This window comes from Ideonella sp. B508-1 (genome assembly GCF_000333615.1).
Taxonomy (GTDB): Bacteria; Pseudomonadota; Gammaproteobacteria; order Burkholderiales; family Burkholderiaceae_C; genus Ideonella.
This window is the reverse complement of record NZ_BADL01000574.1, coordinates 16,863-43,013: the sequence shown is the minus strand read 5'-3', so window position 1 is coordinate 43,013 and position 26,151 is coordinate 16,863. Positions and strand designations below refer to the sequence as shown.

Below are 26,151 nucleotides of genomic sequence, written 5' to 3'. Positions count from 1 at the left end.
CTTCGCGCGCGCCTTCCAGCAGCAGGAGGCCAACCGCCAACCCAAAGGCTCGGCCTCGGCGTTAGGCGCCGGGCTGTGGCGGGCCCCCGGGACGGACCAGTCCAGTGCCCTGCACCTGTACAGCCTGGGCTTTGACGCGAGCTGGGAGCTGGATCTGTTTGGCGGCACCCGCCGGGCGGTCGAATCGGCCCAGGCCCAGTCCCAGGCGGTGCAGGCCGACCTGGCCGACGCCCAGGTGTCCCTGGCGGCCGAGGTGGCCTCCGCCTATGTCGGCCTGCGCGCCCAGCAGCGGCGCCAGGCCCTGCTGCAGGAGACCGCCAGCGGGGACGCGCGTGCGCTGGCCCTGACCCAGCTGCGCCGGACCCAGGGCGTGGCCACGGCCGACGAGGTGGAGCAGCGCCTGCAGCAAGGTGCGGCCACGCAGGCCGAGCTGGCGCAGCTGCAGGGTGACATCGCGGCCTCGCTGGACCGTCTGGCCTTGCTCACCGGGCAGGCCTCGGGTCAGCTCGACGGGGTGCTGGTTGCCCCGGGCGCCTTGCCGACGCTGCCTGCATCGGTGGCGGTGGGCAACCCGGCCCAGCTGCTGCAGCGGCGGCCGGACGTCCGCGCGGCCGAGCGTCGCCTGGCCAGCCACAACGCCCAGATCGGCCAGCAGGTGGCGAACTACTTTCCCAAGGTCAGCCTGCTGGGCAACATCGGCCTGGCTGCCACGCAGGCCGGCGACCTGTTGCACCGGGACAGCCTCTCTCTGCTGGCGGTGCCCTACCTGAGCTGGAACGTGCTGGACTTCGGCCGCACGGCGGCCGCGGTGCGGCAGGCCGAAGCCGGCCGCGACGAGGCCCTGGCCAACTACCAGACCGCCGTGCTGACGGCCCTGCAGGACGCCAACACGGCCCTGGCCCGCTTTGGGCAGCAGCGGCAGTCGCTCCTGCAGCTGCAGAGCCAGCAGGCCTCGAGCCAGCGGCAGCTGGCGCTGACCCTGCAGCGCCGCCAGGCGGGCATTGCCAGCGACATCGAACTGCTGGACGCGGCGCGCGCCAGCAACCAGGCCAGCATCCAGGCCCTCAACGGCGAAGCCAGCCTGCTGACCGACTTCGTCGCCCTGGAAAAGGCCCTGGGCCTGGGCTGGAGCCAGCCGGGCTGAGCCTCAGGCCGCAGGCGCCGCCAGCGGGTGCGGGATGCCCCCGTCCCCATGGGAGCGCAGAACCTGCGCCACCACCACGTGGTAGCCCTTGAGCCACCGGGCTTGCCGGGCCTTGGCTTCGCGGTGGACCGGGTGATCCATCAGCCGCTGCAGGGCCTCCAGCGTCTGCCAGTAGTAGACGTTGGAGACCAGCCCATTGGCCGGGTTCTCCCAGGCCTCTTCGCCCAGATAACCGGGGATGGCGCGGGCCGCTTCAGCGATGGCTTGATCCAGGCGGTGGAACTCGTCGTCGTATTCGCCCGGGGCGAAGGTGAAGGTGGCGGTGTACATCGCGGTGGCTCTTCCGTTGTCAGGGCAGGGTGTCTCGCATGGCCTGGGCCAGCGCGCCCTGGCCACGGGCATCCAGGGCCTGGATGGCGCCCTCGCGGTCCCGCAGCTCATGGTTCTGACCCAGCTTGCGCTTGCCCACCAGGCGGGTGATGCGCAGCTCGATGCCCACGATGCGCTGCAACTGCTCGGCCAGGTAGTCGGCCGGCGCGTCGCCCATCTTCCAGGGTTGGGGCTGGGTGGCCTCGTGGGTGCGGGTCAGCAGGGCCAGCAGGCGGCGCAGGAACTTCTCGTCCTCATGCACATGCAGGGTGCCGTGGGCATGCACCACCTCGTAGTTCCAGGTGGGCACGCGGCGGTGGGCGTCCTGCTTGCCGGGGTACCAACTGGGCGAGATGTAGCCCTGCGGGCCGTGGAAGATGGCCAGCACCGGCGCGCCGTCGGTCAGCGTCTGCCACAGCGGGTTGGCCCGGGCCACATGGGCCAGCAGCGTGCCGGCTTCACCCGCCTGGGCGTCCAGCAGAAAGGGCAGGTGGTTGGCGTCCAGGCCGTCGGCACCGTGGCTGACCAGGGTGCCCAGCGGGTGGGCCTGGATCAATCGGTGCAGTTCGTCCTGGCGAGGCTCGGCAAAGTGGGCAGGCAGGTACATGGGCAGAAGGGAAGTGGACAGCTGAGCAGGGTATTCTGCAGAACGTGAAGCGTCTTCGGTCCCGTGCCTTGCGCCTGTTGCGCGCCCATCCCCGTCTGTTCGGCTCCATCGTGGTGGGCGTGCTGGCGGCGGTGTTGTTGCCCCATGCCTGGGTGGGGCGCGGTGTCACCCGCCTGATCGTGGGCTGGAACGTGGGCGTGTGGTTGTACCTGCTGCTGGCGGGCTGGATGATGGCCCGCGCCAGCCTGGCACAGATCCACCGGCGCTCCCAGCTGCAGGCCGAAGGGGCCAAGACCCTTCTGGCCCTGGTGGGCGTGTCGTCCATCGTGAGCCTGTGGGCCATCGTGGGCGAGCTGTCGGTGGCCAAGAATTTCAGCGGGGCCGACCGGCTCAGCCACATCGGCCTGGCGGTGCTGACCATCGTGGCGTCCTGGCTGTTCACGCAAGTGATGTTCGCGCTGCACTACGCGCACGACTACCACGCCGCCGTGGCCCGCGGCCAGCCCGGCGGGCTGCAGTTCCCCGACACCGAGGCGCCCGACTACCTGGACTTCTTCTACTTTTCGGCGGTCATCGGCACCTCGGGCCAGACGGCCGACGTGAGCTTTGCCAGCGGGCCGATGCGCCGGGTGGGCACGCTGCACTGCATGCTGGCCTTCGTCTTCAACACCAGCCTGATCGGCTTGATGATCAACGTGGCGTCCAGCCTGCTCTGAGGCTGCGGCGGTGGCACCATGGCGCCACTGCATCGCCTGGAGCCGCCATGGTCGCCCCCCGTGCCGCACATCCCCGTGCCCCTCTGAAAGAGGCCCTGCCATGGGCAGCCTGAACCCGGCCACCCTGGCCTTGGCGCTGGCGGCGGGGCTGGACGCACTGGCTGCGCTGGCTCACCTGGCCTGCATTGCCCTGGGCGCACCGGCCTACCGCCTCATGGGCGCAGGGGAACGCATGGCCCGTGCCGCCGAGGCCGGGCAGTGGCGCCCCACGCTGGTCACCCTGGTCATTGCCACGGGCCTGGCCGCCATGGCTTTCTATGCCGGTGCCGCAGCCGCCCGGTTGCCGCCGCTGCCCTTGCAGCGGGTGCTGCTGCTGGTTTTCGCGGCGGTGCTGCTGGTTCGGGCCCTGGCCTTCCCGTGGCTCAAGCCCATGTTCCCTGACAACTCGGCCCGGTTCTGGCGGGTGTCTTCGGGCATTTGCCTGGTCATGGCGCTGGCCCATGGCTGGGGGGCGTGGCGGTTGGATTGACGGTGGGTGGCGGGTGGCGGCCGGGAACCGCCTGTCTTTCGAGTCCGCTTTCGAGTAGGCTGTGCTCCACCTTTCCGGTAAATCAACGACTGTCGGTGTCGACAATTCGGAGTCAGCCCGAGCCGTCGTATGGTCACTCGCCAGATTAAAGATCCGAGGGCCGTTAGCGATGGGCAAAAGGCCTGCACAGTGCTGATTGATCGAGTGCACCAGTGAAGTCACGCAGTCGCCGGACTCCTGGGAGCGCCTGCCGGATTCGCAACCGGATGACGGAAAAAGATGACGATTGAACAATCTAAAACGCAATTAATCTCGCTCATCGACAACACCGACCTAAAGGTCATCGCGCTTACAGGCGCGTGGGGCACAGGCAAGACCCACCTTTGGAAAGAGATTCGCAAAGAGTCGCAAGATCCAATTGTCGAAGGCGCCCGTTACGTGTCCTTGTTTGGGGTGAAAGACATCAATCAGCTCAAGCTCAAGGTGGTCCAAAGCGCGCTTCCCGTAGGCGGAGAAAGCAGCTCGCTCACAGAAGGGCTGCTGAAGAGCTGGAAGGTCAGTGTCGACGCCCTGAAGAAGGTCCACCAGGGCTTTTCGGCGCTCGATGAGCTTGCGCTGGTGGCAGTGCCTGTAGCATTGCGAAATCGATTCGTAGTCATCGACGACATCGAGCGTAAGCACGGCTCATTGTCAGTTGACGAGGTTCTTGGTTTTGTTGATGAATTCTCTCAGAATTTTGGTACCCGCTTCCTTTTAATTCTTAACACGGAACAGTTCTCAGCGCCCGCCGACAGCGCGCTCTGGGCGGCTTTCCGAGAGAAGGTCGTCGAAGAAGAAATTCGTTTCGCTCCGACATCTGGTGAGGCGTTTGACATCGCGGTCCCGGACTTGAATAGCCCTTACCGTGTGATGGCCAGGACTGCGGTAGACGCGTGCGGAATTACCAACATCCGGGTCATCCGTCAGGCTTATCGTCTTGTGGTTCGGCTCCTCGGTTCGACTGAGGACATGCAACTATCGATACAGGCACGAACCGTTCCTTCGATCGTTCTAATATCTGCTCTTGCCAACAAGGCAATCAAAGACGGGCCAACTCTGGAGTACGTCGCTGGATACAACCGTGGCTCCAACGACTTTGCAAGACTCTACCTAAATGAGAAAGGCGATGCGTACAAGAACAACGTCGAGGACTCCACACCAGCTGCATGGAAAGTTCTGCTGTCAAAGCTAGGGATCAATTCTTCTGACGAATTTGAAGAGCTGGTCGTCGCCTTCGTTCGCGATGGAAGGCACGACGCAGAGGCGATTGAGGCCATCATCCGAAGCTACCGGGAAAACGAGAAACGCACGGAGTCGAGAAATTTAGCGCAAGCATTTTTTGAAAGATTCAACTGGGACGTTACAGCCCCCGACGACGATCTTGTAGCTGATGCAGTCAATCTCATCGCGAGGGTCCCCGACCTCGATGCCTATACTGTCACGGCACTCGGAAAACATATGGCTGAGCTGCCAGGCGGCGCCCAACTTGAAAAAGAGTTGATTGATGGTTGGTTGGCTCACTTTGCGACGATCGCCGACAAGGCCGAATTCGGGGAATCTCCGTTTCACCAGCCGCTGCATGAAAGGCTAAAGGCAGCAGTCGACAGTGCTCGCGATGCTCGAATTCACAGCGCGACCGTCGTCGATGCTATCAAATACCTTCTTGAAAACAGCGGCTGGGGGCATCGTGAAGAAGCCGCGATGAGATCCGCCACGATCGATGATTTCGAGACAGCGATGCGGACTCTGAGAGGACATGATTTCAAGCTTTTCGTACTAAAAGGGTTGGACATCCTTGAGCAGAACCAAATGTACGAAAAGCACTTCGGTCAGGCTGGCACCAATTTCTTGGAAGCATGCCGGCGCATCGCGCGAGCCGAGAAGGAGAACCGTTTCGGACGGTTGTTGCGAACGTTGTTCTCAGAGAGCAAAGTTTCAGCACTATTGGCCGAGGACGTAAGCGGAGCGAAATCGTAGGTAGCGGCAGTCATCGACTCAATACGACGGCGCACAGACGAGGGGACCGGCCCGCGGGCTAGTCCGCTTCGGCGGCCGGACTGCGCGAGCGGCAGCTTTCTGGCCATAGATCCCGCCTTTCCGATATTCGGTATGGGTCGAAAACAGTCCTTGGCCCCTTCGCCCATCACATCGATAGTCGGTGCATCGCGGTGGCATCGACAGCGTCCGCTCGCCAAATGTGATGGCACGTCGTCCAGCGACCGCGGCTGAGTCCCTCCCTTGCGGCGATGCCAGCGCGACGATGAAGCGTCGCCAGCGGGCGTGTGTGTGCCCCCCCGCATGGAATCGCTGCCCTCGATCGGCCCGCACCGTGATGGAGCCCGCGTCGGGAGACGCGCTTCTTCATGACGGCTTGATGAAGTGACGATTGTGAAAACACACCTTGAACGCCACGTCATCGGCTGAGGGTTAACCCGCTGCGGCGGCCACACTTCGCCGCGTTGCTCTCACCGATCCGTGGCGCTCAGGTCTGTGTTCAAGGCTCAGGGCGCCGCTCCCCAGCAGTTCCTCTTTCCGGGAGAAGCCCATGTCCATCCGCCTGCGGATTGCCCTGTTGGTGCTGTCCGTCTTCCTGTCGCTGGCCGCCATCGGCGGCTTTGCCATCCACCGGTCCCAACTCAGCGCACGCGAGGTGCGCAACGTCACCACGGGTGTGGTGCCCGATGCCATCGAGTCCATCGAGCTGATGGGTCAACTCAAGGATGTGCAGATCGCCACGCTGGCCATGGTCAACGAGACCGAGCCGGCCGCCATCGAGAAGCGGCGGCGCGAGATTGCCGACCGCAAGGCCAGGCTGCAAGCCTCCTTGCAGACCCTGGCCACCCACGCCAAGAGCGAGGCCGAAAAGGGCCTGGTGGCCCAGGCCATGGACGGCGTGACCAGCTACTTCCAGTCCATCGACGACACCGCGCAGCTGGCCCTGGCCGGCCAGCACGAGATCGCCCAGGCCAACCTGGCCGGCACGGTGGACCAGTACCTGCGCGAGGAGGGCGAGATCATGCAGACCCTGCAGGTCGAACGCACCCGCACCAAGGACGAGGCCATCGCCAGCCTCAACACCCTGCAGGGCCGCACCACGGCCACGCTGGGCGTGGCCACGCTGCTGACGGTGCTGGCCTCGGCCGTGATCGGCTGGTTGCTGCAGCGCCAGGTGGTACGCCCCATCGCGGCGATGGAGCGGCGCATGACCGACATCGCCACCCACCACGATTACTCGCTGCGCATGCCGGTGGAACGGCAGGACGAGATTGGTCGCTCCATCGTGGCCTTCAACACCATGCTGGCCAAGATCGAGGAGAGCGCGGCGGAGGTGCAGGCCAAGAACGCCAACATCCGCGCGCTGCTGCAGGCCATCCCCGAAGGCATCCTGACGCTGGAAGCGGGTGGGGTGATCCAGCCCGAGTACTCGGCCCACCTGAACCTCATCCTCGGGCCGCAGAACCATGCCGGCTGCAGCGTGATGGATGTGCTGTTTGCCGCCAGCCCGCTGAGCGACGACGAGCGGGCCGCGCTGGCCGCCGCCATCGACGCCAGCATTGGCGAGGACGAGATGAACTTCGCCTTCAACGCCCACCTGCTGCCGGCCGAGGTGTGCTGGCAGCCCGCGGGTGCGTCGGCCGCCAAGATCCTGGAGCTGCACTGGGAACCCATGGCCGACGGGCAGGGCGTGGTGCAGCGTCTGCTGCTGACCCTGCGCGATGTGACGGAAATGCGTTCGCTGGCGCAGGCCGCCGCGCAGCAGGCCCGTGAACTGACCATGATCTCCGAGCTGCTGGCGCTGCCGGCGGGCAAGTTCGCATCCTTCCTGGCGCAGACGCTGCCGGACCTGGACCGCATGCAGGCCCTGCTGGCGCCGGCGCTCAACGCAGAGCCTGACGATGGCGGGTTGTTGGCCCAGCTGTTCCGCCTGATGCACACGGTCAAGGGCAATGCCCGCACCCTGGGCCTGAAGACCCTGGCGAATGTGGCCCACCAGGCCGAAGACAGCTACGACCGCTGGCGCCGGGGCGAGGCCGAGATGGACGTCGCCCAGGCGCGCAGCGAGCTGGGCGAGGTGCGTGCCCTGGCCGAGGCCTACCGCCACCTGCACGACGACACCCTGGGCCGCAACGCGGCGGCATCCGCCTCCACCCTGAGTGAGCACGATGTGGCCCAACTGGGGGCGCTGACCCGCCAGGCCCGCGGCCATGCATCGCCCCAGGCCCAGGACGCCCTGGACGAGGTGCTGGAGATCCTGGCCCGGGCCGAGGCGGTGTCGCTGGACGAGCTGCTGGCGCCGATCGAACGCGGTTGCGAGGCCCTGGCCGAAGAGCTGGGCAAGCCGGTGCCGGCGTTCGAGCACACGGGCACGGCCTTGCGGCTGCGCCCCTCGGCCCAGAAGGTGCTGACGGGGGCCTTCAACCACCTGCTGCGCAACGCCATGGACCACGGCCTGGAAACCGCCGCCCAGCGCGAGGCGGCCCACAAGCCGGCGCAGGGGCGGATCCGCCTGGAGGCCAGCCTGGCCGCGGACGGTCTGCAGCTGACGCTGGCCGACGATGGCCGGGGCCTGAACCTGGCGCGCATCCGCAGCCGGGCCCTGTCCCTGGGCCTGCTGAATGAACAGGATGCGGCCTCGGCCGAGACGCTGGCCCAGCTGATCTTCGCGCCGGGCTTCAGCACGGCCGAACGGGTGACCGACATCTCCGGCCGCGGTGTGGGCATGGATGCGGTGCGGGCCGATGTCGAAGCCCTGGGCGGCAGCATCCGCCTGGTGCTGGGCCAGACCTCTGGCGACTTCGCACCCTTCAGCACCCGCATCAGCTTGCCGGCGGATCAGGCCTGGGCGCCGATGACGCCGGCCGCACCGAGCGCCCCGCGCGCCGACGCCGAACACGCACTTCAGAGCGAACAAACGGGAGAACACCATGTGGTCTGAGCTGGGGTGGCTGGCCGCGCTGGTCAGCGTGGGCGGGCTGGGCGCATTGCTGTGGCGCTGCCGCGGCCGGGCGCAGCAGGCGCTGGCGGCGCAGGCCCATGCCGAGCAGGAATTGGCCCGACTGCGCGAGCAGAGCGACGCCGATCTGTCGCGTTGGCAGCAGGAACTGGCCGATCTGCGCCAGAGCAGCGAGAGCCGGGAGGCCCAGTGGGCCGACCAGGAGGCGGCGGCCCGGCAGCACCATGAGGCGCTGGCGCCCACCCTGGCGGCCTGGCGCGCGGCCATCCAGGCGGCCTGTGAACAGGCACGCCCCTTGAGCGAGGGCCTGGGTGAGCTGCAGGCGGTGCAGACCACCTTCGAGCGCTGGCACGAGGGCATGGACGCGCTGCTGCACCAGAACGCCGACATGCACCGCAAGAACGAGGACTTCGCCCAGATCGTGCGGCAGATGACCATCGTGACGCTCAATGCCTCGATCGAGGCGGCCCGCATCGGCGAGCTGGGGCGCGGCTTCGCGGTGGTGGCCGAGGAGATGCGCGATCTGGCCCGCCGGGCCGAGCGGCTGTCGGGCGATTACCGGCGCGGCCTGCACGAGAACGACCTGCTCACCACCTCGACCTTCCAGGACATCCAGGCCAGCGGCAAGCTCATCGTGGGCACCATCGCGGCGCTGGACCTGTACCAGCGCCAGGTCGTGGGCAGCCTGGAAGGGGTCGGCGCATGATCAGCCTGGCCACCCGCGCCCACTTCGAGGCGCTGCTGCAGGCCTCGCTGCAGGAGGGCCTGCCCGCCGACTGGCGCCCGCGCGCCCAGGCCCTGCTGCTGCCGGCCCTGGCCCCCGTGCGGGACCTGCGGGTGGTGATGCTGTCCATCGCCACCTACCGTTGCCGGATGCATGTGCTGATCCACCATGGCCTGCAGCCCGGGCTGCAGACGGTGTTCGCCCCCGCGGCGGACGAGAAGTCCCAGGCCACGGTGCCCCTGGCCGACCGGCTGGCGGAGTACGGCAATCTGGTCTGCGGCGCCATCAACCGCGAGCTGGGCTGCAGCTGGCACTACGCCGGCATGTCCACGCCCTCGCATCTGACCGGGGATGTGCTGGACCACGCGGCGCTGCTGCGCGACCAGCACCAGATCCATGCCCTGGTCAACGTGGACGGGGAGCGCCTGCTGGGCGCTTCGCTGCTCATCGGCAGCCATGCCCCGTTCGAATTCCAGCGCAGTGAGGATCTGGCGGCGCCGGCCGCCGGTGAACTCGAGTTCTTCTGACCCCTTTTTGTCTTCAAGGAGATCCCATGGCACAGGTTCTGGTGGTCGACGATTCCAGCACGGTCCGCAACGAGGTCGCGGACTTTCTCCAACGCAACGGCCTGACGGTGAGCACCGCCGTGGATGGCAAGGATGGGCTGGCCAAGCTGCGCATGGACAGCGGCATCAAGCTCATCATCTGCGACGTCAACATGCCCAACATCGACGGCCTGACCATGGTCGAGAAGGTGCGCAAGGAGCTGAACAACCAGGCGGTCCAGATCATCATGCTGACCACCGAGAGCGCACCCGCCATGAAGGAGCGGGGACGGGCCGCCGGTGTCAAAGGCTGGATCGTCAAGCCCTTCAACGGCGCGGCGGCCCTGGCGTCCATCAAAAAACTGGTGGGATAGGCACGCGGGGCACGCCACCGTGCCCATGACTCGGAAGGGATTGACGGCCCTTGGCGGTCTGCATTTCAATGCAGGGCCGCTGCCACAGGGAATCTCATGACCATCCACAGCTTCGAGATCATCTCGGTGCCCGTCACCGATCCACAGCGGGCCAAGGCCTTCTACCGCGACGTGTGGGCTTTGCCCTGGTGCGCGAGGCGCCGATGGGCCCCGGCATGGTGTGGATCCAGCTGGCGCCAGCCGGGCAGGGGGTGACCATCGCCCTGGTGACCTGGTTCGATCAGATGCGGCCGGGCGGGCTGCAGGGGGTGATGCTCAACACCGACGACCTGGACGCCGACCATGCGCTGCTGCGTGGCCGGGGGCTGGCCATCGGCGAGATCCACCAGGAACCCTGGGGCCGCTACGCGCAGTTCAGCGACCCGGATGGCAACGGCTGGATCCTGCGCGAGCCGCCACGCTGAGGGCGCCGGCCCGCGCGCTTGTCGTTGGCATTCGGCCCTGCCTGGATCAGGCCGAAGCCGTGGGCGCGCTGAAGCGCTGCCGCCAAGCTGAGACACTCGGGGCATGCCCGACGTGAATCCGCGCACCCAGCGCTATCTCCCCTGGATCGTGGCCTCCTCGCTCTTCATGGAGCAGATGGACGCCACCATTGTCAACACCGGCATTCCGGCCATGGCGGCCGACCTGGGCACCACGCCGTTGGCGCTCAAGGCGGTGTCGGCCAGCTATGTGCTCGCGCTGGCCATGAGCATCCCGGCCAGCGGCTGGTTGGCCAACCGCTTCGGCACGCGCCGGGTGTTCCTGTCGGCCATCGTGGTGTTCACGCTGGCCTCGCTGGCCTGCGGGCTGGCGCCCAGCGTGGCCGTGCTGGTGGCCTGCCGGGTGCTGCAGGGCATCTCGGCGGCGATGATGATGCCGGTGGGCCGCATGACCCTGGTGCGCAGCTTTCCCAAGAGCCAGTTGCTGCAGGCCATGAACTTCATGGTCATCCCGGCGCTGATGGGCCCGTTGCTGGGCCCGACGGTGGGCGGGCTGATCGTGCACTGGGGCAGTTGGCGCGAGATGTTCTTCGTCAACGTGCCGGTGGGCCTGGCCGCGTTGGCCTTCGGCCTGCGTCACATGCCCGACTACCGGGCCGCCAGCGTCAAGCCCTTCGACCTGCGGGGCATGCTGCTGTTCGGCGGCGGTACCGCGCTCTTGTCCTGGCTGCTGGAGGTGTTCGGCGCCCATGGCCTGGGCAACGGCGAGGCCCTGGCCTGGCTGGCCGCCTCGGCCGCCCTGATGGGGGGCTACGTCTGGCACAGCCGCCACCATGCGGCGCCCCTGCTGAACCTGGCCCTGTTGAAGGTGCGGACCTTCCGGGTCTCGGTGCTGGGGGGCATGTTCACCCGCCTGGGCATTGGCGGCACGCCGCTGCTGCTGCCCCTGCTCTACCAGGTGGGCCTGGGCATGCCGGCCTGGCAGTCGGGCCTGTTGATGATGCCGGCGGCGGCCGCTGCGATGGTGATGAAGACCTTGGCCCAGCGGGTGCTGGGCCGCTTCGGCTACCGGCGGGTGCTGATGGTCAACACCTGGATCGTGGCGGCCTGCATCGCGGCCTTCTCGCAGGTGGGGCTGGACACGCCCATCCCGGTCATCGTCGGCCTGGGTCTGGTGATGGGGCTGGGCAACTCGCTGCAGTTCACCAGCCTGAACACCATCGCCTTCGCCGATCTGGGCGAGCGCGACACGGCCGATGGCAGCACCATCGCCAGCACCTTCCAGCAGCTGTCGCTGAGCTTCGGCCTGGCCAGCGGCACGCTGGCGGCGGGGTATTTCCTGGCGCAGGCGCCCAGCGGGGCGGAGGGCGGTGCGCTGCCGGCCCTGCACAAGGCCTTTTTGCTGCTGGCCGCCTTCACCGTCGCGGCGTCCGTCATGTTCCGCACCTTGCGCAACCACGACGGCGACAACGTCAGCCGGCCCGGGCAGGCGGATGCGGAAGAGGCCTCGGCCAGCTTCCGCCCCAGCTGAGCTGACTCAGGCGCCGCCCAGGGCCTTGAACAGGGTCAGGCGGTTGCTCTGCTCGGCCAGTCGCAGTGCGATCAGGCTCTGCCGGGCGCTCCAGTAGCTGCGCTGGGCCTCCAGCACGGTCAGGGCGCTCTCGGCACCCAGGGCGCGCCGGGTCTCGGTGAGTTTCAACGCCTGGGCATAGGCCTGCACCTGCTGGGTCTGGGCGTCCAGGCGCTCGTCGAGCTGGGCCCGCACGGCCAGGGCGTTGGCCACCTCCTCGAAGGCGGTCTGCAGCGTCTTCTCGTAGGTCGCCAGCTGGGCCTGCTGGTCGGCGCGGGCGGTGTCGATGGCCGCTTGCCGGCTGCCCCAGTCGAAGATGGGCAGGCTCAGCGCCGGGGCCACCGTCCAGGTGCCGTTGCCGGCGGTGAACAGGCCGCTCAGGGCGGTGCTGGCGGTGCCGGCCGCGGCGGTGAGCGAGACCGTGGGGAACAGGGCGGCCCGGGCCGCGGCCACGTTGGCGTCGTTGGCCTGCAGGGTGAACTCGGCGGCCATCACATCGGGCCGGCGCAGCAGCACGCTGGAGGGCAGATCGGCCGGCACGCCCAGCAGGGCCGTGGCTGGGGCGGTCTGGTCCAGCGCATTGGGGCCGGCGGGCGGCAGCAGGTCCGCCGGTGGCTCGGTGCCCAGCAGCAGGCGCAGGGCGTTGAGGTCCTGCGCCACCTGGCTGCGGGCGGTGGCGGTGTTGAGCCGGGCCGTCTGGGTTGCGGCCTGCACGGCGGCCAGGTCCAGGGCCGAGATGGCGCCCAGGGCCTTTTGCTGCGTGCTGAGCGCCAGGGTCCGCTGCTGGCTGGCCAGCGTGTCCTCGTCCAGCGCCAGGGACTGCTGGTCGGCCGCCAGGGTGAGCCAGGCGGTGGCGGTCTCGGCGATGAGCGTGGCCTGCACGCTGCGCGCGGTGGCCTCGCTGGCCAGCAGCTTGGCCTGGGCGGCCTCGTCCAGCCGGGCCAGGCGGCCCCAGAGGTCGATCTCCCAGGCGGAGATGCCCAGGCTGGCGCTGTGCTGCCGGCTCACGCCGCCGTGGCCGTTGCTGCTCAGGTCGTCCGCGGTCTTGCTGGTGGTGGTGCCGGCCGAGGCCTTGAGCGTGGGCAGGCGGTCGGCCGTGGCGCTGCTGACGGCGGCGCGGGCCGCATCGATGTTGTGCAGGGCCACCCGCAGGTCGCGGTTCTGCGTCAGCGCCAGGGCGATGGTCTGGCGCAGGCGGGTGTCCAGGATGACGCTCTGCCAGTCTGGCGTGGCGTCGGCACTGGCGGCCAGGGTGGCCGAGCCGGCCACCGCGCTGGCGCCCAGCGTGGCCGGCACCGGGGCCTGCCACTGCGGGTCACCCGGGCCGCTGGGCTGGGTGGTGACACAGCCGGCCAGCAGGGCCACGAGGGCCGCAGCCAGGGCGATGGGCTTGAGGATGGCGCGCGTGGTCATGCCGCGTTCTCCGAGATCGAAGGGGTGGAATGGACCGCCTTGCGGCCCTGGAAGAAGCGGCGCACGACCAGGTAGAACACCGGAATGAAGATCAGGCCCAGCACGGTGGCGGTGACCATGCCACCCAGCACGCCGGTGCCGATGGCCCGCCGGCTGCCCGAGGCCGCACCGGTGGCGATGGCCAGCGGCAGCACGCCGAAGCCGAAGGCCAGCGAGGTCATGACGATGGGCCGCAGCCGCAGCTTGATGGCCTGCAGCGTGGCCTCCATCAGGTCCATGCCCTCGTCATAGAGCTTCTGGGCGAACTCCACGATCAGGATGGCGTTCTTGGCGGACAGGCCGACGGTGGTCAGCAGGCCGATCTGGAAGTAGACGTCGTTGGACAGGCCGGCCATCCAGGTGGCCAGCACCGCGCCGATGACGCCCAACGGCACCACCAGCATGACCGAGAAGGGCACCGACCAGCTCTCGTACAGGGCCGCCAGGCAGAGGAACACGAACAGGATGGACAGGGCATAGAGCGCCGGGGCCTGTGAGCCCGAGAGGCGTTCCTGGAAGCTCTGGCCCGCCCATTCGTAGGTGATGCCGGTGGGCAGGGTGGCGGCGATCTTCTCCACCTCGGCCATGGCCGTGCCGGTGCTCACGCCCGCGGCGGGCGAGCCCACGATCTCGAAGGAGGACATGCCGCTGTAGCGCTCCAGCTTGGCCGGGCCGCTGCCCCAGCTGGCGCTGGCGAAGGCGCTGAAGGGCACCATGTCGCCCGCGTTGTTGCGCACGTACCAGTGGTTCAGGTCTTCGGGCTGCATGCGGTAGGCCGCATCGCCTTGCATGTAGACCTTCTTGACCCGCGACTTGTTGATGAAGTCGTTGACGTAGGTGCCGCCCAGTGCGACCGACAGGGTGTCGTTGACGTCCGACGTGGACAGGCCCAGCGCGGCGGTCTTGCTGTCGTCCACGTTGATCTGCAGCTGGGCGGTGTCGTCCAGGCCGCTGGGGCGCACCTGGGTCAGCAGCGGGCTCTTGCGGGCCGCCGCCAGGAACTGGTCGCGTGCGGCCAGCAGGGCGTCGTGGCCCAGGCCGCCCAGGTCTTCCAGCTCCACCGTGAAGCCGGCGCTGCTGCCCAGGCCGCGCACCGCGGGCGGCATCATGAAGAAGACGCGCGCGTCCCGGATGCCGGAGAGGTCCTTGGTGAAGCGTCCGGCCAGCGCGGCGGCGTCCTGGCCTCGGCCCTTGCGCTGCGACCAGTCCTTGAGCCGCACGTACAGGTTGCCGCTGGCCTGGTCGCCGTTCATGCCGATCAGCGAGATGGTGCTGGTGACCTCGGCCTGGGCCTTCAGGTAGTCCTCCACCTGGCCCAGCACGGCGCGGGTGCGTTCGGCCGAGGCGCCGGCGGGCAGCTGCACCATGGCCATCAGCAGGCCCTGGTCCTCGTCCGGCAGGAAGGAGGTGGGCAGGCGCACGAAGCTCACGCCCAGCGCGGCCACGATTGCGCCGTAGATCACCATCATGCGGCCGGCGCGGCCCAGCGTGCGGCGCATGAAGTTCTGGTAGCGCTGGGTGACGTGCTGAAAGCCGCGGTTGAAGGCGGCGAAGAAGCGGCCCACCGGCCCATGGGGCGCCGACTCCACGGCCTCGTCGTCCAGGCCCGGTGAGGCGTGGTGGCGCAGCAGCGAGGCGCACAGGGCGGGCGTCAGGCTCAGGGCCATCAGCACGCTCAGCACCATGGACGAGACGATGGTGATGGAGAACTGGCGGTAGATCACCCCGGTGGAGCCCCCGAAGAAGGCCATGGGGATGAACACGGCCGACAACACCAGCGAGATGCCGATCAGCGCGCCGGTGATCTCGCCCATGCTCTTGCGGGTGGCGTCCCGGGGGGAGAGGCCTTCCTCGCGCATCAGCCGCTCGACGTTTTCCACCACCACGATGGCGTCGTCCACCAGCAGACCGATGGCCAACACCATGCCGAAGAGGGTGAGCGTGTTGATCGAGTAGCCGAAGGCGGCCAGCACGCCGAAGGTGCCCAGCAACACCACCGGCACGGCGATGGCCGGGATCAGGGTGGCGCGCAGGTTCTGCATGAACAGCACCATCACGATCACCACCAGCACCATGGCCTCGGCCAGGGTCTTGACCACCTCTTCCACCGAGATGGTGACGAAGGGCGTGGTGTCGTAGCCGATGCTGTAGTGGATCTGGTCGGGGAAGAAGGGCGCCAGCTCGGCCAGCTTGGCCTTGACGGCCTTGGCCACGCCCAGGGCGTTGGCGCCCGAGGCCAGCTTGATGCCCACGCCAGCGGCCGGGCGGCCGTTGTAGCGGGTCTGGAAGGTGTAGCTGTCGCTGCCCAGCTCCACGCGGGCCACGTCGCCCAGGTGCACCAGCGCACCGTCGGTGGCCGACTTGACCACCACGTTCTGGAACTGCTCGACCGTGCGCAGCTTGCTGCGGGCCGAGACCACGGCATTGATCTGCTGGCCGGGCACGGCCGGCAGGGCGCCCAGCTGGCCGGCGGAGACCTGGGTGTTCTGCGATTCCAGCGCGTTGTTGATGTCCGAGGGCATCAGCGCGTACTTCTGCATCTTGGCCGGGTCCAGCCAGATGCGCATGGCGTAGCCCGAGCCCAGCGTGGTCACGTCACCCACGCCGTCGATGCGGCTGAGCGTGTCCACCAGGCTGGTGGAGACGTAGTCGCCCAGGTCGGAGGCGGTGACCGAGGGGTCGTCGGAGATGAAGTTGGCGATCAGCAGGAAGTCGGTGCCGGACTTGGTCACCGTCACGCCCTGGCTCTGCACCACCTGGGGCAGACGGGTGAGGGCCTGCTGGACCTTGTTCTGCACCTGCATCTGCGCCACGTCGGGGTTGGTGCCCGCGATGAAGCTCAGCGTGACGGTGGCGCCGCCGGTGGAGCTGGAGGTGGACTGCATGCTCTGCAGCCCGTCCAGGCCCTTCATGTTCTGCTCGATCACCTGGGTGACCGAGTCCTCCACCGTCTGCGCGTTGGCGCCGGTGTAGGTGGCGTTGACCGACACGCGCACCGGGGCGATGTCGGGGTACTGCTCCAGCGGCAGGTCCAGGATGGACAGCGCGCCGGCCAGCATGATGAGGATGGCAAGGACCCAGGCAAAGATGGGCCGGTCGATGAAGAACTTGGCCATGGCCGCTCCCGCTCAGCGGCTGGCTGCCGAGGCCGCCGCCGGCGCCGAGGCGCCCAGGGCGGTGGGCACCGCGTGCACCACCTGGCCAGGCCGCACCTTGGCCACGCCTTCGACAATGACCCGGTCCCCTGCCTGCAGACCCTGGGTGACGCGCCACTGGTTGCCGATGGCCTGGGCCACGGTGACCGGGCGCTGCTCGACCTTGCCGTCGGCGCCCACCACCAGGGCGCTGGCCGCCCCGGAGGCATTGCGCTGCACGCCGGCCTGCGGCACCAGCAGGGCGGCCGGGTCGACCGCCTGGGTCAGCACGGCGTGCACGTACATGCCGGGCAGCAGCACATGCTCGGGGTTGGGCACGGTGGCCCGCAGCGTCACTGCGCCGGTGCCGGTGTTGACCGACACGCCGTTGACCTTGAGCGTGCCCTCGTGGGCGTAGGCGCTGCCGTCTTCCAGCACCAGCCGGATGCGGGCGCTGCCGTCCTTCAGGCCGCCCTGGCCGAGTTGCTGGCGCAGCTTGAGCAGGTCCACGCTGCTCTGCGGGATGTCGACGTTGATCGGGTCCAGCCGCTGCACGGTGGTCAGGGCCGTGGTCTGGCTGGCGGTCACCAGGGCGCCTTCGGTGACGCTGGAGGTGTCCACCCGGCCGGCGATGGGCGAGGTGATGCGGGTGCGGGCCAGGTCGATGCGGGCGCTGGCCAGCGTGGCCTGGGCCGAGAGCAGGGCGGCCTCGTCCTCCTTCAGCGCGGCCTGGGCATCTTCCAGGGTCTGCTGGCTGCTGGCATCGGCGGCCCGCAGCGCCTGCTGGCGCTGGGCGGTCAGACGGGCGGCGGCCAGCGTGGCCTGGGCCTTGGCCACGTCGGCCTCGGCGCTGCGCACCGCGGCGTCATACGAGGCCGCGTCCAGCTGGTAGAGCGGCTGACCGGCCTGGACTTCGCTGCCCTCGGTGAACAGGCGCTTCTGGATGATGCCGCTCACCTGGGGGCGGATCTCGGCCGACTGCAGGGCCACGGTGCGCCCGGGCAACTCAGTGGTCAGGGGCAGTGATTGGGCGCTGACGGTGAACACGCCCACGTCGGTGGCCGGTGCCGTGGGGGTTTCATTGGACTTGGAGGAGCAGGCGGAGAGCCCGATGCCCAGGCACAGCAGGGCGGCAGCGGCGGCGAGCGCCAGGGGCGTGCGTTGGAGGCGTTGATCCATCACGGCGGCAGACAACTTGGATGAGGATGGACCGATGCTGACCCCCGAATGTGCAGAAAAAACGAGGAACCCGCGGGCCGGCTCGGACGGGCTTGCCGGACGGGTGCGGCTTTGGCCCAATCCAGGCATGCGCTTTCTGCGGTTCTGGCGGCGTCCCGTGCCGCGCACCAGCCTGTCGGTGCGGATCTTTCTGGCGGTGTTCGGCACCGGCATCCTGGTGTCGGCCCTGGTGGGCATGGCCACGCACTGGAATTTCCGCCGCGAGTTCCTGGGCTACCTGAATGACCTGGCGGCCGAGCGCATGGCCTATGTGGGGCCGCGGCTGGAGCGGGCCTATGCCGAGCATGGCAGCTGGGACTTCCTGCGCGAGGAGCCGCGACGCTGGTTCCACCTGCTGCGGCCGGTGGCCGGCGAGGAACTGCCCGCCGATGCCAACCCCCTGCAGGGTGTGCCGCCGACCTCGGACCTGACCGGTGCCTCGGTGCGCCTGGGTGTGGTGGACAGCCAGAACCAGTGGGTGGCGGGCTTTCGCTACCAGGAGCCGGGCATGCAGCGCCTGCCGGTGCAGGTGAACGGGCGCACGGTGGGTTGGCTGGTGCTGGCGCCCTTCCAGAGCGTGACCGAGGGTGGTGCCGTGCGCTTCGGGCGGCGGCAGGCCCAGGCCAACCTGCTGATTGCCGGGGTGGCGGGCGTGCTGGCGGCGCTGATCGCCTGGTGGGTGTCGCGCCGCCTGCTGGCGCCGGTGCGGCGCGTGGCCGCGGCCACCCACCGCCTGGCTGCGGGGGCCTATGACACACGGGTCGAGGTGGACAGCCCCGACGAGGTCGGGCAGCTGGCGCAGGACTTCAACGCCCTGGCCAACACCCTGGCGCGACACGAGGCGTTGCGGCGCGACTTCCTGGCCGATGTCTCGCACGAGCTGCGCACGCCGCTGGCCGTGCTCTCGGGCGAGGTGGATGCGCTGGTGGACGGCATCCGCCCGGTGACGCCGCAGGCCCTGGCCTCGCTGCGCGGTGAGGTGGAGCGCCTGGGCGAGCTGGTGAACGACCTCAACGAGCTGGCCCTGTCCGACGCCGGGGCCCTGAGCTACCGCATGGCCCCGGTGGCGCTGGCCGATTTCCTGGAGCGGCGGGTGGCCGAGCACCGCTGGCACTTCGGGCAGCACGGTCTGGACCTGCGCCTGCTGCCGCTGCCGGCCGGTGCCCAGGACTGGCGGGTGCAGGGCGACGAGGGCCGCCTGCAGCAGCTGCTGGACAACCTGCTGGCCAACAGCGACCGCTACACGGATGCACCCGGTCGGGTGGAGGTCTCGCTGGAGGCACGCGCCGATGTGCTGTGGGTGGAGATCCATGACTCCCCGCCGGGCGTGCCCGAGGAGGCGCTGTCGCGCCTGTTCGAGCGCCTGTACCGGGTGGAAGGCTCGCGCAGCCGCGGTACCGGTGGCGCAGGCCTGGGCCTGTCCATCTGCCGCAACATCGCGCTGGCGCATGGCGGACGGGTCGAGGCGCTGGCCTCGCCGCTGGGCGGCGTCTGCGTGCGTCTGAGCTTGCCGCGCCTGGCCCATCCTCCGCGCGCGGTCGGCAGGGGGGGCGCCGGATGAACAAGCTGGTGACATCGTCCGGGCCGGGCACGGTGCTGATCGTCGAGGACGAGCCCAAGCTGGCGGCCCTGCTGCAGGACTATCTGCAGGCCGCGGGCTTCGGCACCGAGATCGTGGGGGACGGCCGCGGGGTGCTGGACGCCATTCGGCAGCGGCCGCCGGCGTTGGTGCTGCTGGACCTGATGCTGCCCGGCCGCGATGGCGTGAGCCTGTGCCGCGAGCTGCGCAGCTTCAGCCGCGTGCCGGTCATCATGGTGACGGCGCGGGTGGAAGAGGTGGAGCGCCTGATCGGACTGGAGGCCGGGGCCGACGACTATGTCTGCAAGCCCTATCGGCCCCGCGAGGTGGTGGCCCGCGTGCAGGCTCAGCTGCGGCGCCAGGCCTGGCTCCAGGCGGCGACCCATCCCGCGAACGGCCCCGCGGCCGAGCCTGCGGCGCCGGAATTGTTCATCGATGAAGCGGCCCTGCGGGCGCGATGGCAGGGCGAGGCCCTGGACCTGACCCCGGCCGAATTCCGCCTGCTGCGCCACCTGGCCCGCACGCCGGGGCGGGTGTTTTCGCGCGACCAGCTGCTGGATGTGCTGCACGAGGACGGCCGGGCCGTGACCGACCGCGCGGTGGACAGTCATGTCCGCAACCTGCGGCGCAAGCTCGAGGCGGCGCGGCCCGACAGCGACCCCATCCGCTCGGTCTATGGCGTGGGCTATGCCTGGGAGGGCGGGGCCGGCGGCTGAGTGTGGCCCAGCCAGCGCAGCAGCGTGGCGTGCAGCACCTCGGGGGCCACCGGTTTGACGATGTGGTCGTTCATGCCGGCGGCCAGGCAGGCGGCACGGTCCTCGGCAAAGGCGCTGGCGGTCATCGCGATGATGGGTGTGCGGGCATGGCCCGACAGCGCACGGATGCGGCGCGTGGCCTGCAGGCCATCCATCTCGGGCATCTGCATGTCCATCAGGATCAGGTCGTAGGCCCGCTCCGCCGCGGCCCGCACGGCCAGGCTGCCGTCGGTGGCGGTGTCCACCTGCAGGCCGGCATGGCGCAGCAGCTCGGTGGCCACCTCCAGGTTCACCGGGTTGTCCTCCACCAGCAGGATGTGGGCGCCGGCGCATTGTTCGCGCAGGGCCTTCTCGTCGTCCAGGGCCAGGGGAGCAGGAGCGGCCTTCGGCAGCGCCACCCCCTGGTCCGAGGCCAGGTTCATCAGATGGTCCAGCAGCGCCGAGGCGGTGACCGGCTTGAGCAGCACCGCCGCGCAGCCGGCGGCCCGGGCCTGGTTCCAGAGGGAGGCGTCGTCGCTGGCGGTCACCAGCAAGGTGGGCGGCACATGGGCTGCTGACCGCTGGCGCATGTGCCGCAGGGCCTCGAGGCCGTCGATGCCGGGCATCAGGGCGTCCAGCACCAGGAAGTCATAGGGGCGGCCATCCTCCAGGGCCGCATGCCAGCGTGCGACCGCCTCGCCTCCGTCCGCGGCCTCCTGCACGTCCAGCCCCATCTGACGCAGCATGTCTCCCAGGGCCTGGCGCGCCTCGGCCAGGTCATCGGCCACCAGCACCCGCCGGCCGGACAGCCGCGCGGCCCGGGCCCGCTCGGCCGGCGCTGCGGCGGGCTGGAAGCGGGCGGTGAACCAGAAGCGGCTGCCTTGTCCGAGCTGGCTGTCCACCCCGATGCTGCCACCCATCAGCTCGGCCAGCCGCTGGGTGATGGCCAGACCCAGTCCGGTGCCGCCATGGCGTCGGGTGCTGGAGTTGTCGACCTGCTCGAAGGCCTGGAAGAGCTGCCCCTGTCGGTCGGCGGCAATGCCGGGGCCGGTGTCCTGCACCTCGAACAGCACCCGCAGCCAGCCCGCACTTTCCTCGACCAGGGTGCAACGCAGGGTGATGACACCCTGCTCGGTGAACTTGGCTGCGTTGTTGAGCAGGTTCAACAGCGCCTGCGACAGTCTTGTGGCATCGCCGCGCAGGCGGGCGGGCATGTGGTCGGTGTCGATCACCAGCTCGATGCCCTTGGCCCGGATCTTGTCGGCCACCAGCGTGGTGATGCGCGACAGCAGGGCATCGAGCGCGAAGTCGGTGATGTCCAGCGTCATCTTGCCGGCCTCGATCTTGGAGAGGTCCAGGATGTCGTTGATGACGCCCAGCAGGTGCTGGGCAGCGCCTTCCACCTTGCCCAGTCGCTCCCGTTGTTCCGGCACCGTGAGCTCGCGCTGTAGCAGGTGGGTCAGGCCGATGATGGCGTTCATCGGGGTGCGGATCTCATGGCTCATGTTGGCCAGGAAGGCGCTCTTGGCTCGGCTGGCCGCTTCGGCGTGGTCGCGGGCCTGCATCAGCTGCAGGTTGAGTTGCTGCAGCGCCACCTCGGCCTGTTTGCGGGCGGTGATGTCGCGGAAGCCGGCGAACACGCCACGCACTTCGCCGTTCTGGATATCGGGCTGGTAGGTGCACCAGAAGACGCGCTCGCCCTGGGGCGACAGCGTCTCCAGCTCGAATTCACGCGTCTGGCCCCGCAGCGCGGCCTGCGCGTGGGCGTGGGCCATGAGGTAGCTGGCATGCACGGCGGTGTGCTCGATGGCCGTGCCCACCAGTCGGTCCGGGGTGGTGCCGAAGGTCTGGGCGTAGGCCTTGTTCGCGAAGCGACAGACGAGCTTCGTGTCCCAGTAGCTCATGGCACCGGGCATGTTGTCTGCGACGTCCTGGCTGAACTGCAGGGTGCGCAACTGCCGCGCGGTGGCACGCTGGAGGGCCTCGGTGCGTTCGACCACCAGCTGTTCGAGATGGTGGCGGTGGCGTTCCAGCTCGGCCTGGATGCGCTTGCGTTCTGTGATGTCCCGGCAGTCGCACAGCACCAGCTGCCGATCGCCCAGGGTGATGTGCTTGGAGCTGATCTCCACGTCCACCGAGCCGCCGTCGGCGCGGCGGAAGCGGGTCTCGATCAGGTATGTGTCGACGGTCAGGTCCTGCAGTTTGGCGAGCAGTTCCTCGCGTGACCACTGGGCGTCCCAGTCCCACACATGCAGGTCGGCGGTCTCCTCCAGGCTGCGCCCCAGCAGCGCCGCGAAGCTGGGGTTGGCGATGACCACCGCGCCCTGGCTGTCCAGCACGACGATGCCGTCATGGACATTGGTGAGCAAGGCCTGTCGCAGCGCGGTCTCCTCGCGGGCCTCCTTCTGCAGCTGCCGGGACTCGCTGACATCCCTGAGCACGCCGAACAGGCCGATCAGCTGCCCTTGCGCGTCGCGCAGCGGCCCCTTGGTGACCAGGAGGTGGCGACCGTCGGCCTGACTGCGGTCGTAGTGGAAGGTCTTCTGCGTGTCCAGGACCTCCTTGTCTTCGCGGGCGCGTTGCTCGGCGATCTCCGGGGCAAACAGTTCGGCGTCGGTGTGGCCGAGCACCTCCTCGGTCAGCGGGCCCGGTGCCTGGGGATCTCGGGGCGTCCAGAGAAAATATCGGCCTTGCAGGTCCTTGGCGAAGATGAGGTCGGCCGCGCCCTGGGCGATGGCAGCCAGCAGGCCGAGTTCCTGAAGGTCGCGCTGGCGGTGGCGGTCCAGATGTGCGGCGTGTCGCAGCTGGAACTGCTGTCGCAGGGTGCGCCGCCCCAGCGCGGCCACAGCATAGAGCAAGCCCGACAGCATCAGCGTGCCGAGGGCCCCCCGCCAACTGGCCTGCCAGAGTGCATCGGGAGCCGGCCCGACGGTCAACCACCAGCCGGTGCCACGCAGCGGGCTGCGCGAGCCCAGGTCGTCTGTTGGCAGGGTTGGCGCCGTGATCACCGCGGCGTCTGGTGCCTGTCCCAATGCGAGGCCACGCCAGTTCCCGTCTCCGGGCTGCCACCAGATGCGGAGCACCTGCTCAGGCCGCGCCTGGATGCGCTCCTGCAGCAACTGCGACACACGCTGCTGAAAAGGCAGCTGCAGTACCGCATGGCTTTGCAGAGGCTCTCCCGATTTCAGCAGCGGAACCACGATGCGCAGTTCCCGGGCATCTGCCGAGGGGACGCCGATGAGCTCGGCCCCATCTGGCGGTTCGGTGTGCAGGGGCGCTCGGGCGGCAGGCATGGGCAGCCCGGGCATGGAGGCCGCCTGAGGAGCGATGGCCAGGGTGGCGCCGTCGTGGTCGATCAGGGCGACGCGGTCGGCGCCATTGGGTCGGACAAAGGTTTGCAAGCGGCTGCCCAGCTGCTCATGGGCGGTTGGCGAGCCGGCGCGGACCTGTCGGCCGAGATCGGCCAGGTATTCGCTGCTCTGCAGAAAGCGGAGCTCGGCGTTGCGCTCCTGGATCCAGCCGCCCAGGATCTGGGCGTCCAGGCGCGCTTCCGAAGCGAATGAGTCGGCCAGCTGCTTTTGCTGCCACCGAATGCCCTGCTGAAGTGCCACGCCGGTCAGGAGGCACCACAGCAGGCTGAACCCCACGAAGGTGGGGCGCCCCAGCCAGCCTGGCAGGTCGGGGGGGCGTGTTGAAGCAGAGGAGCGCGAAAGAGGCACGGCGGTACTTCAGCAAAGACCCGCCATCATGATCAGGGTCGGGCAGGCAGGCCCTGCCACGCTAGCACAGCCTTCCATCCTGACAATGGGCATCAGGCCGGTGTGTGCCGGCCTGTTTCGCGCTCGGCGCGCCTGGCGCGAGATCAGTTGCGGCGACGCGGGGCACCGCCGCCGCCGGCGGGCTGTGCACTGCGGTCCAGGTGACGGAAGGTGATGCGGCCCTTGCCCAGGTCGTAAGGCGAGAGTTCCAGGGACACGGCATCGCCCGCGAGGATGCGGATGTGGTTCTTCTTCATCTTGCCGGCGGTGTAGGCCACCAGCTCGTGCCCGTTTTCGAGCGTCACGCGGAAACGAGAGTCCGGCAGGACTTCGTTGACGATGCCGCGCATCTCGATGAGTTCTTCCTTGGCCATGTTCTTCTCCAGATGATCAGCGGGGCGTTTTTGGCATGACGCCACACAGTGTGTGGTGCGGAACCCGCACGGCCACCAGGCCTGCGTCGGGTCTCCGCCCATGTGGGTGGGGCCGCAGGCGCTTCGCTTGGGGGCTCCGGCGGTCTGCATGACGATGCAGCGCTGACCACGGACCCAGTTCACCGGCCGGACCGCCCGGGATGGGCCGAGGACCGAGGTGCGCCTGGAGCCCGGTTGCCGCAACCCTCCCGCCGTGTTTGCGTGAGTGCCGAAAGCGAACCCGAGATCGCTGGTGTGGTCAAGCTAATTATTTTATGAGGTTTCCTGCAGCCATGCAGCCTCTTCCAGCATCTCTTGGCGGATGCGCTGATAACGCTCCAGGACGTCGGGTTCGGTCACCCCCAGCCATCGACCGAGTTCGGCCGGCGGCGTGCGGCGGTGCAGCGCATGCAGGGCGAAGCTGTGGCGCAGACCGTAGGCACTCCACTGGGCAGGGTCCAGCCCGGCCGCCTGCAGCACCGACTTGATGCCCTCGTGATGAGACACCTTGCCCCAGGGCTTGCCGGTGGACCGCGTCGAGGGCAGGTATTGCTCGCCGGGGATGCCGAGCTCGGCCCGAAGCTGCTGCCAGGAGGCCTGCGCCCGCTGGGCCCAGGGCGGCAGGGGCAGTTGGCGCCCCGGCTGCCCGCCCACCGCCGGCAGGTGGACGACCGTCGCCATGCCCTGGGAGGAGACATCCCGCAGGCGCAGCGCACGCAGCTCGGCCGGGGTCAGGCCCGCGCCCAGGTGCAGCGCCACGGCTGCCCGGTTGCGCTGTGCCTGCCAAGGCTCGCCTTGCTGATGAGGCTGGGCCAGGTGACGCGCCACGCACGCCGCTTCGCGTGGGGGGAGGGCCTCGGGCAACTCGTCGAATCGGCTGGCGTTGGCATACCGGATGTCGGGGCGTTGTTCGAGCAGTTGTCCGACCGCGGAGGAGGGCGGAAGGCCCAGTTCCTGGTGGTAAATCAGCAACACTCGTTCGACCAACCGGGTGATGCGCCAGGCGTGGCGCGGTGTCAAACCGTGGGCCGCAGCCCGGTCCGCCAGAAAGGCAGCCAGGTCGCTGGCGCGCAGGGCCTGCGGGGCCAGGCCCCGGCCACTGGACCACAAGGCCAGCGCCCGCCAGACGGAGGCATAGACCTCCTCGGAGGTGGTCTTTCTCAGTAGCGCGCGTGCCCGAGCGCGCTGCTGCCAGAGCGCCCAAGCCAGATCAAAAGAGGCGGCCGGCGTGACGGGAGCAGAGAGTCGATTCATAAATGAACTAACAGCGATGGGCCGAGATGAACAGCCAATAGGCTGCCCAGAGAACAAATTTGCCGTTAGTTCATTTTAGAGCGTGCTTGAGCCCACGGGAATGAGCGGGAGCTCCCGCTCCCGCCGGAACCTCAGTCAAAGGAAGGTTGCTCGGGCCGCGTCACCGGATAGCCGGCCGACAGCCAGCCGTCAAAGCCGCCCGCCAGCGACACCACATGGAGATAGCCCATGTCCTGCATGGAAGCTGCCGCCAGCGCGGCGCGGCCACCGCTCTTGCAGTACACGACAACCTTCAAATCCCGCGGCGTCATGCCCGGTGTGCCGCTGAGCTTGAACTCCAGCAAACCACGGGGCACCGACACCGCACCAGGCAGGTGACCTGCCGCGTACTCGTCCGGCTCACGGACATCCAGAACCAGATCCGCATCCCGGACCGCCTGCTCGGCGTGGGCCAAAGCCACTTCCTCGATGCGTTGCTTCGCCGCGGCGACCAAGTCGTGTGCTGACTTCATGGTGGTGTCTTCAAGAGGTGATGAAAATACCCCCCATCGTACAT

The 26,151-nt window shown here is 68.7% G+C and carries 21 protein-coding genes; 12 read left to right on the top strand and 9 right to left on the bottom strand.

All coding sequences use genetic code 11. From position 1 onward, the window contains the following. Positions 1 to 1,144, top strand: a 1,144-nt coding sequence (locus tag I73_RS30020; RefSeq protein ID WP_022982722.1) for an efflux transporter outer membrane subunit, incomplete at its 5' end; no start/stop codon positions are given. 3 nt (positions 1,145 to 1,147) lie between these two features. Here I73_RS30020 and I73_RS22720 read toward each other — a convergent pair. Next, positions 1,148 to 1,474, bottom strand: a complete 327-nt coding sequence (locus I73_RS22720; protein ID WP_022982721.1) for an antibiotic biosynthesis monooxygenase — start codon at positions 1,472 to 1,474, stop codon at positions 1,148 to 1,150. Positions 1,475 to 1,493: 19 nt separating this feature from the next. Beyond that, entirely contained in the window at positions 1,494 to 2,120 is a 627-nt protein-coding gene (locus tag I73_RS22715; protein ID WP_022982720.1) for an FMN-binding negative transcriptional regulator, read from the bottom strand. 68 nt (positions 2,121 to 2,188) lie between these two features. Here I73_RS22715 and I73_RS22710 point away from each other — a divergent pair, with 68 nt between their 5' ends. From I73_RS22710 to I73_RS22665, 9 genes are all read left to right on the top strand, one after another. Continuing rightward, positions 2,189 to 2,836 carry a DUF1345 domain-containing protein gene (locus tag I73_RS22710; RefSeq protein WP_022982719.1) on the top strand — a complete coding sequence of 216 codons (648 nt, stop codon included), beginning with the start codon at positions 2,189 to 2,191 and terminating at the stop codon, positions 2,834 to 2,836. 100 nt (positions 2,837 to 2,936) lie between these two features. Then, positions 2,937 to 3,365, top strand: coding sequence for a hypothetical protein (locus I73_RS22705; protein ID WP_022982718.1), 429 nt, complete (start codon positions 2,937 to 2,939; stop codon positions 3,363 to 3,365). A gap of 279 nt (positions 3,366 to 3,644) precedes the next feature. Then, positions 3,645 to 5,381: a P-loop NTPase fold protein gene (locus I73_RS32880; RefSeq protein WP_148289893.1), complete on the top strand. Its 1,737-nt coding sequence runs from the start codon at positions 3,645 to 3,647 to the stop codon at positions 5,379 to 5,381. 568 nt (positions 5,382 to 5,949) lie between these two features. Next, entirely contained in the window at positions 5,950 to 8,340 is a 2,391-nt protein-coding gene (locus tag I73_RS30010) for an Hpt domain-containing protein (protein WP_022982715.1), read from the top strand. Further along, a complete protein-coding gene (locus I73_RS34640; protein WP_022982714.1) occupies positions 8,330 to 9,064 on the top strand; it encodes a methyl-accepting chemotaxis protein in 735 nt (244 codons plus the stop codon). Before I73_RS30010 ends, I73_RS34640 begins: the two co-directional genes overlap by 11 nt. After that, positions 9,061 to 9,609: a hypothetical protein gene (locus I73_RS31160; RefSeq protein ID WP_022982713.1), complete on the top strand. Its 549-nt coding sequence runs from the start codon at positions 9,061 to 9,063 to the stop codon at positions 9,607 to 9,609. The genes I73_RS34640 and I73_RS31160 overlap by 4 nt, the downstream gene beginning before the upstream one ends. Positions 9,610 to 9,635: 26 nt before the next feature. Beyond that, positions 9,636 to 10,001: a response regulator gene (locus tag I73_RS22675; protein ID WP_022982712.1), complete on the top strand. Its 366-nt coding sequence runs from the start codon at positions 9,636 to 9,638 to the stop codon at positions 9,999 to 10,001. A gap of 173 nt (positions 10,002 to 10,174) precedes the next feature. Further along, the gene (locus tag I73_RS30000; protein WP_199899083.1) at positions 10,175 to 10,465 is read left to right on the top strand and encodes a VOC family protein; all 291 of its coding nucleotides are present in this window, start codon (positions 10,175 to 10,177) and stop codon (positions 10,463 to 10,465) included. 103 nt (positions 10,466 to 10,568) lie between these two features. After that, positions 10,569 to 12,014 carry a DHA2 family efflux MFS transporter permease subunit gene (locus I73_RS22665; protein ID WP_022982711.1) on the top strand — a complete coding sequence of 482 codons (1,446 nt, stop codon included), beginning with the start codon at positions 10,569 to 10,571 and terminating at the stop codon, positions 12,012 to 12,014. Between the two features lie 6 nt (positions 12,015 to 12,020). Here I73_RS22665 and I73_RS22660 read toward each other — a convergent pair whose 3' ends face one another. The 3 genes from I73_RS22660 to I73_RS29995 are packed head-to-tail and all read right to left on the bottom strand — an operon-like array spanning position 12,021 to position 17,818. Next, on the bottom strand, positions 12,021 to 13,466 hold the full coding sequence (locus tag I73_RS22660) for an efflux transporter outer membrane subunit (RefSeq protein WP_022982710.1): 1,446 nt from the start codon (positions 13,464 to 13,466) through the stop codon (positions 12,021 to 12,023). Next, positions 13,463 to 16,621 carry an efflux RND transporter permease subunit gene (locus I73_RS22655; protein WP_022982709.1) on the bottom strand — a complete coding sequence of 1,053 codons (3,159 nt, stop codon included), beginning with the start codon at positions 16,619 to 16,621 and terminating at the stop codon, positions 13,463 to 13,465. Before I73_RS22655 ends, I73_RS22660 begins: the two co-directional genes overlap by 4 nt. Before the next feature lie 12 nt (positions 16,622 to 16,633). Continuing rightward, positions 16,634 to 17,818, bottom strand: a complete 1,185-nt coding sequence (locus tag I73_RS29995) for an efflux RND transporter periplasmic adaptor subunit (RefSeq protein WP_022982708.1) — start codon at positions 17,816 to 17,818, stop codon at positions 16,634 to 16,636. 127 nt (positions 17,819 to 17,945) lie between these two features. Here I73_RS29995 and I73_RS22645 point away from each other — a divergent pair, with 127 nt between their 5' ends. Together I73_RS22645 and I73_RS22640 are read left to right on the top strand one after the other, a co-directional pair. Further along, positions 17,946 to 19,418 carry an ATP-binding protein gene (locus I73_RS22645; RefSeq protein ID WP_022982707.1) on the top strand — a complete coding sequence of 491 codons (1,473 nt, stop codon included), beginning with the start codon at positions 17,946 to 17,948 and terminating at the stop codon, positions 19,416 to 19,418. Next, positions 19,415 to 20,152, top strand: coding sequence for a response regulator (locus I73_RS22640; RefSeq protein ID WP_022982706.1), 738 nt, complete (start codon positions 19,415 to 19,417; stop codon positions 20,150 to 20,152). The genes I73_RS22645 and I73_RS22640 overlap by 4 nt, the downstream gene beginning before the upstream one ends. Here the strand turns inward: I73_RS22640 and I73_RS31155 are convergent. From I73_RS31155 to I73_RS22620, 4 genes are all read right to left on the bottom strand, one after another. Next, positions 20,122 to 23,889: a response regulator gene (locus I73_RS31155; protein WP_148289892.1), complete on the bottom strand. Its 3,768-nt coding sequence runs from the start codon at positions 23,887 to 23,889 to the stop codon at positions 20,122 to 20,124. The two genes, I73_RS22640 and I73_RS31155, sit on opposite strands and share 31 nt — an antisense overlap. Positions 23,890 to 24,032: 143 nt before the next feature. After that, the gene (gene infA / locus I73_RS22630; protein WP_022982704.1) at positions 24,033 to 24,302 is read right to left on the bottom strand and encodes a translation initiation factor IF-1; all 270 of its coding nucleotides are present in this window, start codon (positions 24,300 to 24,302) and stop codon (positions 24,033 to 24,035) included. Between the two features lie 312 nt (positions 24,303 to 24,614). Continuing rightward, positions 24,615 to 25,595: a site-specific integrase gene (locus I73_RS29985; RefSeq protein WP_083877009.1), complete on the bottom strand. Its 981-nt coding sequence runs from the start codon at positions 25,593 to 25,595 to the stop codon at positions 24,615 to 24,617. Between the two features lie 131 nt (positions 25,596 to 25,726). After that, positions 25,727 to 26,107: a rhodanese-like domain-containing protein gene (locus I73_RS22620; RefSeq protein WP_022982702.1), complete on the bottom strand. Its 381-nt coding sequence runs from the start codon at positions 26,105 to 26,107 to the stop codon at positions 25,727 to 25,729. Positions 26,108 to 26,151: the final 44 nt, after the last annotated feature.

Excerpts from the sequence above, each read along its gene's own strand:
- I73_RS22720 (WP_022982721.1), bottom strand. The coding sequence starts at position 1,474 with ATGTACACCGCCACCTTCACCTTCGCCCCGGGCGAATACGACGACGAG.
- I73_RS22715 (WP_022982720.1), bottom strand. The coding sequence starts at position 2,120 with ATGTACCTGCCTGCCCACTTTGCCGAGCCTCGCCAGGACGAACTGCAC.
- I73_RS22705 (WP_022982718.1), top strand. The coding sequence starts at position 2,937 with ATGGGCAGCCTGAACCCGGCCACCCTGGCCTTGGCGCTGGCGGCGGGG.
- I73_RS32880 (WP_148289893.1), top strand. The coding sequence starts at position 3,645 with ATGACGATTGAACAATCTAAAACGCAATTAATCTCGCTCATCGACAAC.
- I73_RS30010 (WP_022982715.1), top strand. The coding sequence starts at position 5,950 with ATGTCCATCCGCCTGCGGATTGCCCTGTTGGTGCTGTCCGTCTTCCTG.
- I73_RS34640 (WP_022982714.1), top strand. The coding sequence starts at position 8,330 with ATGTGGTCTGAGCTGGGGTGGCTGGCCGCGCTGGTCAGCGTGGGCGGG.
- I73_RS31160 (WP_022982713.1), top strand. The coding sequence starts at position 9,061 with ATGATCAGCCTGGCCACCCGCGCCCACTTCGAGGCGCTGCTGCAGGCC.
- I73_RS22675 (WP_022982712.1), top strand. The coding sequence starts at position 9,636 with ATGGCACAGGTTCTGGTGGTCGACGATTCCAGCACGGTCCGCAACGAG.
- I73_RS22665 (WP_022982711.1), top strand. The coding sequence starts at position 10,569 with ATGCCCGACGTGAATCCGCGCACCCAGCGCTATCTCCCCTGGATCGTG.
- I73_RS22660 (WP_022982710.1), bottom strand. The coding sequence starts at position 13,466 with ATGACCACGCGCGCCATCCTCAAGCCCATCGCCCTGGCTGCGGCCCTC.
- I73_RS22655 (WP_022982709.1), bottom strand. The coding sequence starts at position 16,621 with ATGGCCAAGTTCTTCATCGACCGGCCCATCTTTGCCTGGGTCCTTGCC.
- I73_RS29995 (WP_022982708.1), bottom strand. The coding sequence starts at position 17,818 with ATGGATCAACGCCTCCAACGCACGCCCCTGGCGCTCGCCGCCGCTGCC.
- I73_RS22645 (WP_022982707.1), top strand. The coding sequence starts at position 17,946 with ATGCGCTTTCTGCGGTTCTGGCGGCGTCCCGTGCCGCGCACCAGCCTG.
- I73_RS22640 (WP_022982706.1), top strand. The coding sequence starts at position 19,415 with ATGAACAAGCTGGTGACATCGTCCGGGCCGGGCACGGTGCTGATCGTC.
- infA (WP_022982704.1), bottom strand. The coding sequence starts at position 24,302 with ATGGCCAAGGAAGAACTCATCGAGATGCGCGGCATCGTCAACGAAGTC.
- I73_RS29985 (WP_083877009.1), bottom strand. The coding sequence starts at position 25,595 with ATGAATCGACTCTCTGCTCCCGTCACGCCGGCCGCCTCTTTTGATCTG.
- I73_RS22620 (WP_022982702.1), bottom strand. The coding sequence starts at position 26,107 with ATGAAGTCAGCACACGACTTGGTCGCCGCGGCGAAGCAACGCATCGAG.